This window comes from Saliniramus fredricksonii (assembly GCF_900094735.1).
Lineage (GTDB): Bacteria > Pseudomonadota > Alphaproteobacteria > Rhizobiales > Beijerinckiaceae > Saliniramus > Saliniramus fredricksonii.
Genome location: NZ_FMBM01000002.1, coordinates 1670369 through 1683595, shown reverse-complemented (window position 1 = coordinate 1683595; position 13227 = coordinate 1670369). Strand labels below are relative to the sequence as shown.

Here is a 13227-nt window from a genome sequence, read left to right as displayed (position 1 = left end):
GGCCATGAGGGAGAATCTTCCGGATGCCGCGCTGCGTGTCGCAGCCGCAGCTGCTGAACTTGGTCTGGCGATCGAGATCGTTCTGATGCCGGATTCGACGCGCACTGCCGAGGATGCTGCCGCAGCCTGCGGGTGCCGCGCCGGCCAGATCGTGAAATCCCTGGTCTTCACCGGTGCGCAGAGCAGGCGCGATGTGTTGTTGCTTGTCAGCGGAGACAATCGCGTCGACGAGGCTGGCGTCGCGGTGCATCTCGGTGAGGCGCTGGAGCGGCCTCGCGGCGCATATGTGCGCAAGGTGACCGGCTTCGCTATCGGCGGCATCCCGCCTTTCGGCCATGCTGCCCCGCTGGCGACCTATATGGACGCGGATCTGCTCGCGCATGATGTCGTCTGGGCGGCAGCGGGCACGCCCAATGCGGTATTCTCGGTCGACCCGCGAGCGCTTCAGGCTGCCACCGACGCGCAGATCATCAGCGTGAAAGGCTGATGTCGCTTATGAGCCGGCCCAGCCGACGATTTCGATCAGAGCCTGTGACAGCGCGGCGTCGAGCGCGCGCACGGCGCCCGGGCCGGTGACGGCGCCGACAGGCGCGCTGGCACGGAAGACGCGCGCGCGGGCGATGCGTCCATCCGATTCGCGTGTGGCGCGCAGGGAAAGCTCGACAACGGCCTCGCCGCGCGTCGTGTCGATCTCGAAACGGCGGATCTCCGTGTTGATCTGGAAATCCGGGCTCACGCGGTCGCCCGGGCGGCTGACGGCGCCGATGCGCGAAGTGTTCTCGAAGGTCGCCACCATGCGGGACTGGACAAGGGCGGGCAGCTGATCGGCCCATTGCGTGCCGGGCAGGTAGCTCAGTGATCCGTCACCCCCACGTACCACAATGCGCTCGCTGTCGAGGATCTGGATCGTCGACGGCTCGGCGATCAGCAGCAGGCCGGGCAGACTGCGCGCGGCGTCGATGCGCTGTTCCGGCGCACTGAGGCTGAAGACGGTGAGCGCCGGTGCAGCACCACATGCGCCGACGAGGCCGGACAGGGCGATGGCCGCGAGCAGGGTGCGCAGGCTGCGGAGCCCGAACCGGCTCCCGTGCGACCGGCCTACCCGTTTTTCTGACGATCTGTCGGACACTTTCCCCACGCTCCCGTTACATTGTTCCTCAGCACCTTGTCCGAAAAACCTCATGGAAAATCTCTGCACCATCCTACCGTCGCGCGCCGCCGTATTCCGGCACGTTCGACTCTCCGCCGAAGATGATCTGCTGCGGATTGCGTTCGATCGCCCGCACCGCGCGGCTGATATCCTGCAAGGTCCGCCGCCCGTCATCCGCGAGCGCGCGATATTCCTGCAGGCCCGGCCCGGTGAAGCGGTTGATCCCTGCCGTGATCTCCTGCGTGCGCGCATCGAGATTGTCGGCCAGCGTACGGATGGCCACCGCAGCCTCCCGGATGTCCTCGAACAGCCCTTCGCCAGCTTCGTCCTCGGCGGTACCGAGGAAACTCTGTGCCGCCTCCAGCACGCCGTCGATGCGATCGGCGGATTCGTTCAGCTTTTCCGAAATCGAGGCGGCATTGGAGATGATCTGGTCTGCATCGGCGCTGCGATCTCCGAGGACCTGCGCGAAGCGCTCGACGTTATCGAGTGTCCCGGTGAGCTGCTGCGGGTCGATCGCCCGGGTCAGACCGGCGAGATCCTGCATCACCGTGTCGAGATTGCCGCGATTCTCCGCGAGCGTTCCGGAGAAGGCGGAGACATTCGCCAGAGTCTCGCGCAGGACTTCGCGATCGATCGCGGCGACGAGCCCGTTGATCTCGTCCAGCGCGCTGTCGACCCGCGCGCGGGTCGCGCCGAGATCGTCGGTAAGTGTGGCGACGTTGTCGATGATGCGATCCGTATCCGCGCTTCGAGCGCTGAGGACGGAGGTGAAGCTCTCGGCATCCGCAACGATGCGGCTCAGGCGGTCCGGGTCGAGCGCGCCGGCGATGCGGGTTGCGTCCTGGATGATCGCGTCGAAATTCTCGCGGTTGTCGGCGAGCGTGCCGCTGAACTCCCGGATATTGGCCAGCGTCTGCGTCACGTCCTCGCGATCGACGGCATCGAGCAGGCTCGTGACCTGCGCAACCGCGCCGTCGATCTGCTGTGCCGTGGTGTTGAGATTGTCGGTCAGCGTCGCGGCATTGGCGATGACCTGCGAGACCTGATCGTTGTTGTCCGCCAGCATCTGCGAGAAGCTCTCGACATTGGTGATGGTGGCGTTGATCCGGTCGGCGTCGATTGCCTCGATCCCGGCCGCCACGGAATCCAGCGTCTGCTCGAACTTGATCGAGGTCTGGTTCAGGCGATCGGCCATCGAACTCGCATCGGCGAAGATGGTGTCGATCTGGTCGCGGCTATCGGCGAGGGTCTTGGTGAATTCCTCGACGTTACGCACTGTCTGCGCCACCACTTCCGGATCGACGGCCGAGACGATGGCATTGGTCGAGCGCGACAATTCGTCGAGTGAATCGGCGAGCGGGCCGACACGTTCCGCCGCCTGTCCGACCTGATCGAGGAAGTGATCAATACCGGGTGCATTGTCACTGAGCGCCTGCGAGAACGCCTCGACATTGCTGATCGTCGCGGTGATCGTCTGCTGATTCTCGTCCACGAGCGCGTTGACCCGCTCCAGCGTATCGGCGGCCTGGCGCGCAATATCGCGCCCGGATTGAATGAGATCCTGAAAATCCGAGCGCGCCGCGATGATTTCGGGAGGAGGCTCACCGGGGGTGTAGGTCAGGTGGGGCGCATCCGGCGTGCCGCCGGTGAGCGAGATGTTCGCAATGCCGGTCAGCCCCTGATATTCCAGCTGTGCGCGCGTATCCGCACGAATGGGCGTATCCGCCATGATCTGGATCTGCGCCACGACCCTGCTCGGGTCATCGTCGTCGAGCCGAAGGGATTGCACGTCACCCACACGCAGCCCGTTGAACGTCACGGGGGAGCCGCGCGAGAGCCCGGCCACCGAATCGCGGAACACGATTTCGACGGTCATTCGCTCCTGGCCGCGCTCGCTGACGGCAAACCAGTAGACGAACAGAAATCCCGCTGCGACGACGAGCAGCGTGAACAAGCCGATCAGAGCGTAATTCGCCCGGGTCTCCATTCCGTCAATGTCCTTCCTGCGCCGCAGTTTCCACCGCGCGCGCCCGCTTTCCGTGGAAATAACTCTTTACCCACGGATGATCCGATTCGAGCATGGTGCGCATCGGACCCTCACATACAACCTTGCCGTCCGCCAGTGCCGCGATCCGGTCGCAGACCGTGAAGAGACTGTCGAGATCATGAGTCACCATATAGACGGTGAGGCCCAATGTCCGTTGCAATGTTGCAATGAGGTCGTCGAAATCCGCAGCGCCGATCGGATCGAGCCCGGATGTGGGCTCGTCGAGAAAGACAATATCCGGGTCGAGCGCGAGCGCCCGCGCCAGAGAGGCGCGCTTGATCATGCCGCCGGAGAGTTCCGACGGGAGCTTGTCGGCGGCATCCGGCTTCAGCCCGACCATGTCGATCTTGAGCATGGCAAGCTCGTCCATCAGCCTGTCGGGCAGATCGAGATGCTCGCGCATCGGTACCTGGATGTTCTGTTTCACGGTCAGTGCGGAAAACAGCGCGCCCTGCTGAAAAAGCACACCCCAGCGCCGTTCCATCGCGCGGCGCTCCATGTCGCTCAGGCTGTCGAGGTCGCGACCGAATACCTCGATGGAGCCCGCGCGCTTCGGGATAAGGCCGAGAATCGCGCGGGTGAGTACGGATTTGCCTTGGCCGGAACCGCCGACGAAGCCGAGAATCTCGCCGGGAAAAACGTCGAGATCGAGATCCTTCATGATGGTCTTGGTGCCGAACCCGACCTCGAGCCCGCGCACACGGATGATGGGCTCCCCTTTCGCGGGTGGCGTCGGCCTTTCCGGCGTGGTCGCGGTTGCGTTCATCCGGGCTCCTCAATAATCGATCGCGGCGAAGAAGATGGCGAAAACCCCGTCCATCACGATCACCATGAAGATCGCCTTGACCACCGAAGATGTTACCCGGCGCCCGAGCGATTCGGCGGAGCCCTGCACCGCCATGCCCTCGATACAGGCGATCACGCCGATCACCAGCGCCATGAACGGCGCCTTGATCAGGCCCACGAAGAAGGTGTTGAGCGCGATGCCCTCCCGCAGCCGGTCGAGAAAGACGTCCGGCGTGATGCCACCATAGATCCAGGCCACCACCATCGCCCCGAACAGGGCAGACATCGATGCCAGGAAAGTGAGCAGCGGCAGGCCGATGACAAGCGCGAGCAGGCGCGGCACGATCAGCACTTCGATCGGATCCAGCCCCATGACCCGGATCGCATCGATCTCCTCGCGCATCTTCATCGAGCCGATTTCGGCCGTGAATGCCGATCCGGACCGCCCCGCCACCATGATCGCAGTGAGCAGGACGCCGAGTTCACGCAGAACGAGGATGCCCACGAGATCGACGACAAAGCTCGTCGCGCCGAAGCGCTGCAGCTGAAAGATGCCCTGCTGCGCGATGATGGCGCCGACGAGGAACGAGATCAGCGTGATGATCGGCACACCCTTGAACGCGATCTGTTCGAGCTGGTTGACGACCGCCGTGCCACGGAACCGGCGTGGATGAAGGGCAAGCCGGCCCGTCGCCGTCAGGACTTCGCCGAGAAACGACACGCCGGTCAGGATATCGCGCCCGCTCTCGACCATGACGCCGCCGACATCTTCGAGCATGTCGACGAAGCGGGATTTGTGTACCTGGCGCGGCGGCTCGGTCTGGCGGCGCCCCACCTCGCGCAGCAGGATCGCCTGTTCCTCGCGCTGGTTGACGAGGGAGACGGTCGTCCCGCCGTTTTCCCATTGCGCCTTGGCTTGCGACAGCATCAGTGCGCCCAGCGTATCGAAGCGCGTCAGCCCGGCGAGATCGACCTCCACCTGCTTGTTGCCGGTGATCTGGCCGGCCATCCCCTCAATTGCAGCGGACACAGCCTCCCCATGCGCTGCGACCCAATCGCCGGACAGCGCAAAACCGGCTTCACCGGTACGTTCCGCACGTGGCTCGTGCTCTTTTGCAGCTGCGGATCGGGAGTGAGCCGTCAAGGAGAATTCGCTCTTTGTGGTGGTCGCATGGCGCAATGGTGATAGCCTGTCAGGCAATGCCGAGTCGAGGCGTAAACGAATCCTGAAGACGGTGAAACAATGAAACGGAGTCTGGAAGTCGCGATCGAAACCTTTCCAATCGCGGGAAAATTCACGATCTCGCGGGGATCGCGGACCGAGGCCGTCGTGGTCACGGCGACGATTCGCGAGGGCTATGGCACGGGGCGAGGCGAATGCGTGCCCTATCGCCGTTATGGCGAATCGGTCGAGGGTGTCGTCGAGACCATCGAGACGGCACGCGACTTGATCGAATCCGGCGGTGATCGCGCCGCGCTGCTCGAAACGCTGCCCGCCGGAGCAGCCCGCAACGCGCTCGATTGCGCATTGTGGGATCTCGAGGCGAAGCTGAGCGAGGTCCCCGCCCATGTCAGCGCCGGGATCGATCGCCTCCCGCCGATCACCACCGCCTACACGATCAGCCTCGACACGCCGGAAGCGATGCATGCGGCAGCGGCCAGGGCATCATCGCGGCCGATCCTGAAGATCAAGCTCGGCGCACCGGATGGTGACATCGAGCGCATCCGCGCCGTGCGCGAGGCGGCGCAGGAGGCGGTGCTGCTCGCCGATGCCAACGAGGGCTGGCCGGCGGAAGACGTGCAGCGCTATATCGATGCCTGCGCCGAGGCCGGGTTCTCGCTGGTCGAGCAGCCGCTCCATGCCGATGCGGACGAGGCGCTGCGGGATGTCGCGCGCCACGTTCCGCTCTGCGCGGATGAGAGCGCGCATGATCGCACGAGCCTGCCGCGGCTCGTGGGGCTCTACGACCTGGTCAATATCAAGCTCGACAAGACCGGCGGCCTCACGGAGGCTCTGGCCATGGCCGAGGCGGCGCAGAAACGCGGCTTCGGTATCTTCGTCGGCTGCATGCTCGGCTCGTCCCTCGCCATGGCGCCGGCCATGCTGCTGACGCCGCAGGCCCGGTTCGTCGATCTGGACGGGCCGCTTCTGCTGGCGAAGGATCGCGACAACGCCATGCATTATCACGACGGGCTGGTTCATCCGCCCGAACGTGCGCTCTGGGGCTGATCGTCGTTTACGCGTAACAGGGCCGCGCCGCGCAACACGAAGGCGCCGCCGATCAGCGCGGGCGGGATCATCAGCAGATAGGTCGCAGTGCCCAGATCGGGATAGGCCAGCCCGCTCACCACCATGCCGGTTGCGGTCGTGAGTGCCATTGCGGCGGCAAACAGCCCCTGTGCCTTGCCACGCGCACCAGCCGGCGCGTGACGCGTCAGCGCCGACATCATGCCAAGATGCGTCGCACCGAAAGTCAGGCCGTGAAGGACCTGCAGCGCGATGGTGAGGCCGAGTCCCGGCGCGAGCGCGAGGCCAATGAAGCGGACCACTGCTGCGCCTGCGCCCAGCAGCATCAGCGTGCGTGTCGCACCGCCACGCCCGACGCCGCGCCCGATCAGCCAGAACAGGATGATCTCGGCGATCACGCCGATCGCCCAGAGCCAGCCGATCAGGGCTTCGGAAATCCCCTGCGCGCGCCACGCGATCGAGCCGAAGCCGTAGAGCGTCGCATGCGCGGCCTGGATCAGCGCACCGCCGATGATCAGCCAGATCAGACCTGCCGGCAATCCGGGGCGTCTGCCCTCGGCATCCACCGCCGGCGTTTCGCTGACCCGCTGCGGTGCGGCCCGGGAGACGGCGGCGGCGATCAGCGCGATTCCCACCAGCGCGATGATTGCGGCATCGGCCGGTGCCCGCTCAAGGAGGTACCCGGCGCCGATATTGCTGGCGAGAAAGGCGAGCGAGCCCCACAGGCGGATCCGGCCGTAATCAAGCCGCGCATCCGCTCGCACGGCATCCGTGGTGAGAAGTTCGGATGTCGGGGCGAGCGGTGCCTGTGCGAGCGCGACAAGAATCACGACGAATCCGATCGCCAGGGCGCCTTCCAGCCCGAGCAGGATCATGTAGAGCAGGGCGAGAGCGAGTTGCGCCAGCATCAGAAGCCGGCGCGCCTCGACACCTTTTTCCGTGAGCGCCACCAGCGGCGTCGTCGCAATGATTCGCACGACGAGCGGCAGCGCCACGATGATGCCGATCGCCGCCGGCGAGATATCCCGCGATTCGAGCCAGACGGGAAAGAACGGCATATAGATGCCGATTCCGGCGAAGATCGCCGCGCTCAGGGCCGATAGCCGCAGGGCGGGGGAGGGCGGCAGTTTCGAGCGCGGCATGCTGGACGATCAGTTGCGGGAATGGCCGGGGTGGGTCGGTGCAGAACCATCGACCATACGAAGGTTCATAGCACGGAGTGACAGTCGCGGCGCAATCTCCGACTGACGAGACGAGTCCGCATTTGCACCACGCGAATCGGGCGTCATGCTGGTCGCTCCGGGCAGACGCGACACTGAAATCCGGGTTCTCGCCCGATGGCGGGCTGCCGAAGCAACGTCACCGCACCCCCGGATAACTGCCTATATATGCATTGAAACAAAAGAACTTTGCGCCACCGTGAGGGCAAGTCCTTATTGACCGTCGGGCCTTCTGCACAAATCTTGGCACTTGTTAACGCGGTTCCCCCCTTGAACCTGAGACGAGAAGAGTGTGCGCATACATATCGTAGAAGACGATTACGGCGTTCGGGACGCGTTGATCGAACTCGTCAGCGGGCAGGGCCACAAGGTGCTCGCCTATGCCGATGGCGAAGCGTTCATGAACGGCTGCTCACCGAAGGGAGGCGATCTCGTCTTCGTCGATCTCGGCTTGCCTGGGATCGGCGGCGCCGACGTGATCGACTGGCTCGGTCGCCTGCCGGAGCCACCGCGCGTGGTGGCGATCACGGGACGTCCGCGAATCGATATCGACTTGATGCTGCGGCGCCTTCCCGCAGACTTGCAGCTTATGCGCAAGCCCCTCGCTCCGGAAGCGATTTCGGCGCTTCTCTGATTTCGGATTTTGCGCTGAATCAAGGCGCATTCAGATTTCCGTAAGCACGTCGGTGGTCGATCCAAGCACATGATTCAAAAACGTTTTTCGCGCCATGCCGAGCCTCCGTGCTTTTCCCATCGTGGCACTGCTTAAGGGCAAACACCGATGCGTTCATGGCAGGGCGAATCTACACAAGGCGCATCAACCGCTCCGTTCCCCCGGGCGATTTCGAGGACGATGCCATGGATGCGATTATTTCCCGTCAGGACGCCGAAACCGGCGGCTTCAGCAATACCAAATTCGATGCTGGCTGGCAGATTTCCTTCGAGGCCGATCTCAAGGCGCCGCGTGTTGTGGAGGCCCGTGTCGCCTCCTACCCGCCGCGCTCGCTGATTGTCGATGAGGGCGACGAGACGACCAATGTCTATGAGGTCGTCGAAGGCGGCGTCCTGCTTTTCAAACTGCTGCCCGACGGGCGCCGCCAGATCATCGAAGTGCTCGGTGTCGGCGATGTGTTCGGCCTCGCGCCGAACGGTGTTTCCGATGTCGGCGCGGAAACGCTGACCAAGGCGCGCGTCGCTATCTACGAAAAGCGCCGCGTGGACGCGGATACCGCTTTGCGCGACAGGATATTCTCCCGCCTGCGTGCACAAATGTGCGCTCTGCATGATCACGCCTTGCTGCTTGGGCGCAAATCCGCGCAGGAGCGGGTTGCGACCTTCATCATGAGGCTCGTGCCCGGACGTGGCGGTCATGCCTGTAGCGGCCCGCTCGGCGGCTGCGACGAGACGCATGTCGATCTTGCCATGACACGCCAGGAAATCGCGGATTATCTGGGTCTCACCATCGAGACCGTCAGCCGCGCCTTCTCTGCCCTGCGCAGGGCCGGCACGATCGCTTATGAGCGGCAGGACCGCGTCGCGATTCCCAGCGTCTGTCAGCTCTGCCGACTCACCGGTTCGCATTGAACCCCGGCGGTCCGGTCACGAGGATGGAGCGACCGCGCTCGGTGGTTTGTTCGACGCCTTGATTTTTCGTCGCTTTCAAGACCGCTTCGCAAGAGGCGGTCTTTTCTTTTGAGCGATAAAGCGGGATAAGTAGAGCGCCCGACGCGACTCCCCCGAGATCACGCCGGGCGCTCACGGCGGTCTGTCGCCTGGTAGCGTTCCGCCGTGAGCACCTTTTTAGCGCATGGCGCGAGAGCCTCATTGATCGATCGCAAGACGCAGCAGAATTGTGAGCATCCGTTTTTTTCGTCGCGCCGCACTTTCGACCGGTCAACTCCTCGCAGCCATCGCCTTCGGCGGCCTGTTCCACAGTCTCGGCATTCCGGCGGGATGGCTTTCCGGCGCCATTATCGGCGCGATCGTCTGGGGCGTGATCCTGCCCTCTGGCATGGCTGACGAGGCTCGTTTGCCGCGCCCGCTGATCGAGGGGGCCATGATCCTTGCCGGCGTGGTCATGGGCGCGGGAATAACGCCGGCGGCGCTCGCCACGATCGGCGCCTATCCGCTGAGCCTGCTCGCCCTCTTTCTTGCGGTCGTTTGCGTGACCCTCGCCTGCAGCCTGTTTCTGATCCGCGTTTACGGCTGGCGTCGCGATGATGCGGTGCTGGCCTCACTTCCCGGTGCACTGGCGGCGGTTCTGGCAGTGGCCGTCGAGCGCAAGGTGAATCTCGCGCCGATCGCCATCGTGCAATCGTTCCGCCTGCTGGTGCTCGTTGCGCTCCTGCCGTTTCCGGTTTCGCTGACCAGCGATGGCGATCCGCGGGCCCTGGTGGGGGCCGGTGAGGAAATCGCGGGGCCGGGCGCCTTTGCGCTCATGGTTGCAGCCGGGCTCGTCGTCGGGCTGATCTTCCGGCGACTGGGTGTCGCGGCGCCGCTTCTCCTGGGCGCAACGCTGGCTTCGGCGCTGCTGCATGTTACCGAGATCGCACCCGGTGTGGTGCCACCGGAAATCGCGACTGCGGCATTCGTCGTGATCGGTGTGTTCATCGGCGAGCGCTTCACGACGCTGGAGCGTCGCTCTTTCCTGCCGCTGTTCGGCGCAGCCTTCGGCGTCTTCGCCATCGGCCTCGTCATTTCCGCCGGATTCGCCCTCGCGACAGTCTTCCTCGTCGGCGTGGGGACGGGTGAGGCGCTCGTCGCCTTCGCCCCCGGCGGGCTCGAGGCGATGATCGTTCTCGCGCTCGTGCTGGGGGTCGACCCGCTCTATGTCGGAGTGCATCACACGGTTCGCTTCATCGGGATCGGCATGGCGCTGCCGGTGCTGTTCCGCCGCGATTCGCCACCTTGAAATCGTGCCGCGTGGGGCGGCATAATTCCGCGTCCAGGATAAAGCGAGGAATGAGCGTATGTATGTGGCGATGAACCGGTTCAAGGTGGTCAGGGATCGCACCGAGGCTTTCGAAGAGGTCTGGCGCGGGCGCCGAACGCGGCTCGACGAGATGCCGGGCTTCATCGCCTTCCATCTGCTGCGCGGCCCCGAGCGCGAGGATCATGTGCTCTATGCCTCGCACAGCCTGTGGATCGACGAGGCGAGTTTTCTCGCCTGGACGCGCTCGGAGCAGTTCCGCGCTTCGCACCGGAATGCCGGTCAGAACCGTGATCTCTATCTCGGGCCGCCGGAATTCGAGGGTTTCACGACGATTCTGGCCGAAGGTCAGCCGATTGGCCGTGACGCGTGACCTCTGCCGCAGGGATCGGATCTCAGTCGAGGGGGGTGCTGAACACGTCGAGGCCCGCAAGCTGGTTGCGCGCCTCGTCTTCGAGGCCCGGATCAACGGGACGATACCGCGTGTTCTCACCGGGCCGTGCACGCACACGGCGGCGTTCGACTTCACGCTCGAAGGAAATGTAGGCCTCGATCTCGCCATCGGCATTGCGCAGCGGGCGGATGTCGAGTTCGCAAAGATAGGGTGAGCCGTCAGCGCGGTAATTCGTGACACAGGTATGGAACGGGCGCCCGGAACGCAAGGCAGCGCTCATGGCCTTGCGTGTGAAGGGGCTGGTGGCTTTTCCCTGCAGAATTTTCGGCGATCGCCCGATAACGCTCTCACGCGGATGGCCGGTAAGTGCTTCTACCGCAGGGTTGGCATAGAGGATTTTTGGTCCGGCAGCGGAGAAATCCGTATCAGTGACCAGAACGGTCGTATTCAGGTCTTCAGCAAAGCGGCTGACATGCCCCACGACAGTCATGATGGTCCCTTCCAGACAAGCCCAACCAGATGGCGATTTCAGAACTCAATTAGCGACGTTACGTCATCTTTGGTGAAGATGGCATAAGAATGGTTTCCCGAATATCTGATACATCTTTTCAAATGGTTCACCAATTTTGCAGCCTTGGCCCTGGCGCTCAATTTTTGGGCAATTTCAGCGTTTTGGGCGGGTGGGAAATTGCCTGATCCATGTTGTCTTTCCTGCATGGTCTGATTATGGTCGGCCAGCCCTCGCAACGGTTCGCGCGCTTCATTCCGCATGCGTTGGTCGGGGCATAAGAAATGAACCGGGGCGGGACGCAAAAGAAAACGGAGGGTTTAGAATGGAACGTCGTCAATTTCTGAAAGGTGCGGCCTTTGGTGGTGTCGCTGCGGCCTCGACGCTGGCCACGCCTGCGATCGCGCAGGGTGTGAAGCGTCTGCGCATGCAGACGACATGGCCGCGCAACTTCCCGGGCCTGGGTACGGGCGCGAACGTGCTCGCGGAAATGATCAACAGATTGTCCAGCGGTGCGATCGAGATCGAAGTGCTCGGCGGTGGTGAAGTGGTGCCGCCTTTCGAGACGATCGACGCTGTCGAGGCCGGTACGCTCGATATGGGTCACGGCGCCTTCTACTATTGGAAGGGCAAGGTCCCCGCGACCGAGTTCCTTGGCGTGATTCCGTTCGGCTTCAATGCGGCCGAGACGAATGCGTGGTTCCGTTTCGGCGGTGGCCAGGAACTCGCTGACGAAGCGTATGAGCAGATGGGCTGCAAGGTCTTCCTTTCGGGCAATACCGGCAACCAGATGGGTGGCTGGTTCTCGCGTGAAATGGAGAGCATCGAGGATTATCGCGGTCTGCGACTGCGTCTGCCGGGTCTCGGCGGCGAGGTCAGCGCGGCTGCCGGCGCTTCGGTGGTGAACCTGCCGGGCGGCGAAATCCCGCCGGCCATGGCATCCGGTGCGCTGGATGCAGCCGAGTGGGTCGGTCCTTATAACGATCTGGCCCTCGGCATGCACCGTTCGGGCTGGTACTACATGTATCCGGGCTGGCAGGAGCCGGGCACGGGTCTCGACAACTTCATCAATCTCGATGTCTGGAATTCGTTCACGGATGAAGAGAAGGCGATCGTCGAGGCGGCCAACGCCTATGCCAACGATTACGTGCTCTCCGAGTTCATGGCGAACAACAACGACGCCCTCAACACCATGGTGACCGAGCATGATGTCGAGTTGCGTCGCTTCAATGACGAAATCCTGATCGCCCTTGCCGAGCTCTCCGCTGACGTGCTGGATCAGCTTGCCAATGCAGATCCGCTCAGCCGCCGTGTCTATGACAGCATTCTGCGCTTCCGTGCGCAGGCGACTGACTGGGCGTCTGTTGCCGAGGGTGCGATGGCACAGGCGCGGGCGCTTGACTATCGCTTCTCGCAGCCTTCAGACTGATCACGGCTGTGTGATCGCCAATGCGCGACGAGCGATCCTGAACGAGGAGGCAGTGGCATCAGCCGCTGCCTCTTTTCATTGGGTCCCCGCCCGAAAGAAAGGGCCGGCATCAATGCCGGCCCTGATTCATTTCTGGTCATTGCAAAGACGTGTCGTCACGAAGTGGCATGCTGCGCCCGGTTTCCCGCGAAGCGTCAGATCTCCGCGTAGCGGCGCGCCGTCGTATCGATGTCGTAGCGATTCAAGCCGACATCGGCGAGCTCGCGTTCGCTCAGGCGACTAAGCTCGTTCAGCGTCTGGCGGTAACGCAGCCAAGCCCGATAGCGTTCGAGCAAATAGGTGATGAACATGTGCGGTACTCCTCGATCAATTCCTGCGGGCGCAGATGCGCTGCCCTGTTTGATCGCAATATGGCGATGTCAGAGGAAAAGACCATGGTTGTTTCAGCGCGTCAGCCATGCATGAGGTGCATGATGCTCTCAAGTCGGCGCCATCAGCCCGCCGCAATTGATT

General features: G+C 63.5%; 14 protein-coding genes. 7 read left to right on the top strand and 7 right to left on the bottom strand.

Features of this window, described 5'->3' with window-relative positions:
- The first annotated feature begins 4 nt into the window (after nt 1-4).
- A complete protein-coding gene (locus tag GA0071312_RS14215) occupies nt 5-487 on the top strand; it encodes a YbaK/EbsC family protein (RefSeq protein ID WP_074445492.1) in 483 nt (160 codons plus the stop codon).
- Nucleotides 488-493: 6 nt separating this feature from the next.
- Here GA0071312_RS14215 and GA0071312_RS19225 read toward each other — a convergent pair whose 3' ends face one another.
- From GA0071312_RS19225 to GA0071312_RS14195, 4 genes are all read right to left on the bottom strand, one after another.
- Entirely contained in the window at nt 494-1129 is a 636-nt protein-coding gene (locus tag GA0071312_RS19225; RefSeq protein WP_165604037.1) for an ABC-type transport auxiliary lipoprotein family protein, read from the bottom strand.
- Nucleotides 1130-1202: 73 nt separating this feature from the next.
- Nucleotides 1203-3140 (bottom strand): MlaD family protein, encoded by a 1938-nt coding sequence (locus GA0071312_RS14205; protein WP_074445491.1) that lies wholly within the window; start codon nt 3138-3140, stop codon nt 1203-1205.
- Between the two features lie 4 nt (nt 3141-3144).
- Complete coding sequence (locus GA0071312_RS14200) at nt 3145-3966, bottom strand: ABC transporter ATP-binding protein (protein WP_238947229.1); 822 nt, start codon at nt 3964-3966, stop codon at nt 3145-3147.
- Between the two features lie 9 nt (nt 3967-3975).
- Entirely contained in the window at nt 3976-5052 is a 1077-nt protein-coding gene (locus GA0071312_RS14195) for an ABC transporter permease (RefSeq protein ID WP_420819973.1), read from the bottom strand.
- 177 nt (nt 5053-5229) lie between these two features.
- On the opposite strand from GA0071312_RS14195, the gene dgcA reads away from it, so the two are divergent.
- On the top strand, nt 5230-6216 hold the full coding sequence (gene dgcA / locus GA0071312_RS14190; protein WP_074445490.1) for an N-acetyl-D-Glu racemase DgcA: 987 nt from the start codon (nt 5230-5232) through the stop codon (nt 6214-6216).
- Here dgcA and GA0071312_RS14185 read toward each other — a convergent pair.
- On the bottom strand, nt 6186-7376 hold the full coding sequence (locus tag GA0071312_RS14185; protein WP_074445489.1) for an MFS transporter: 1191 nt from the start codon (nt 7374-7376) through the stop codon (nt 6186-6188). The two genes, dgcA and GA0071312_RS14185, sit on opposite strands and share 31 nt — an antisense overlap.
- A 370-nt stretch (nt 7377-7746) precedes the next feature.
- Here GA0071312_RS14185 and GA0071312_RS14180 point away from each other — a divergent pair, with 370 nt between their 5' ends.
- From GA0071312_RS14180 to hmuQ, 4 genes are all read left to right on the top strand, one after another.
- On the top strand, nt 7747-8088 hold the full coding sequence (locus GA0071312_RS14180; protein ID WP_238947228.1) for a response regulator: 342 nt from the start codon (nt 7747-7749) through the stop codon (nt 8086-8088).
- A 155-nt stretch (nt 8089-8243) separates the two neighbouring features.
- A complete protein-coding gene (locus tag GA0071312_RS14175) occupies nt 8244-9038 on the top strand; it encodes a helix-turn-helix domain-containing protein (protein WP_108721876.1) in 795 nt (264 codons plus the stop codon).
- A 268-nt stretch (nt 9039-9306) separates the two neighbouring features.
- Nucleotides 9307-10365, top strand: coding sequence for an AbrB family transcriptional regulator (locus GA0071312_RS14170; protein WP_238947227.1), 1059 nt, complete (start codon nt 9307-9309; stop codon nt 10363-10365).
- 58 nt (nt 10366-10423) lie between these two features.
- On the top strand, nt 10424-10756 hold the full coding sequence (hmuQ, locus tag GA0071312_RS14165; RefSeq protein ID WP_074445488.1) for a heme-degrading protein HmuQ: 333 nt from the start codon (nt 10424-10426) through the stop codon (nt 10754-10756).
- 22 nt (nt 10757-10778) lie between these two features.
- Here the strand turns inward: hmuQ and GA0071312_RS14160 are convergent, their stop codons facing one another.
- Nucleotides 10779-11267: a PAS domain-containing protein gene (locus GA0071312_RS14160; RefSeq protein WP_074445487.1), complete on the bottom strand. Its 489-nt coding sequence runs from the start codon at nt 11265-11267 to the stop codon at nt 10779-10781.
- Nucleotides 11268-11610: 343 nt separating this feature from the next.
- Here GA0071312_RS14160 and GA0071312_RS14155 point away from each other — a divergent pair, with 343 nt between their 5' ends.
- Nucleotides 11611-12714 (top strand): TRAP transporter substrate-binding protein, encoded by a 1104-nt coding sequence (locus GA0071312_RS14155; RefSeq protein ID WP_074445486.1) that lies wholly within the window; start codon nt 11611-11613, stop codon nt 12712-12714.
- Nucleotides 12715-12908: 194 nt separating this feature from the next.
- On the opposite strand, the gene GA0071312_RS14150 is transcribed toward GA0071312_RS14155, so the two are convergent.
- Nucleotides 12909-13064 carry a DUF1127 domain-containing protein gene (locus GA0071312_RS14150; protein WP_074445485.1) on the bottom strand — a complete coding sequence of 52 codons (156 nt, stop codon included), beginning with the start codon at nt 13062-13064 and terminating at the stop codon, nt 12909-12911.
- Nucleotides 13065-13227: the final 163 nt, after the last annotated feature.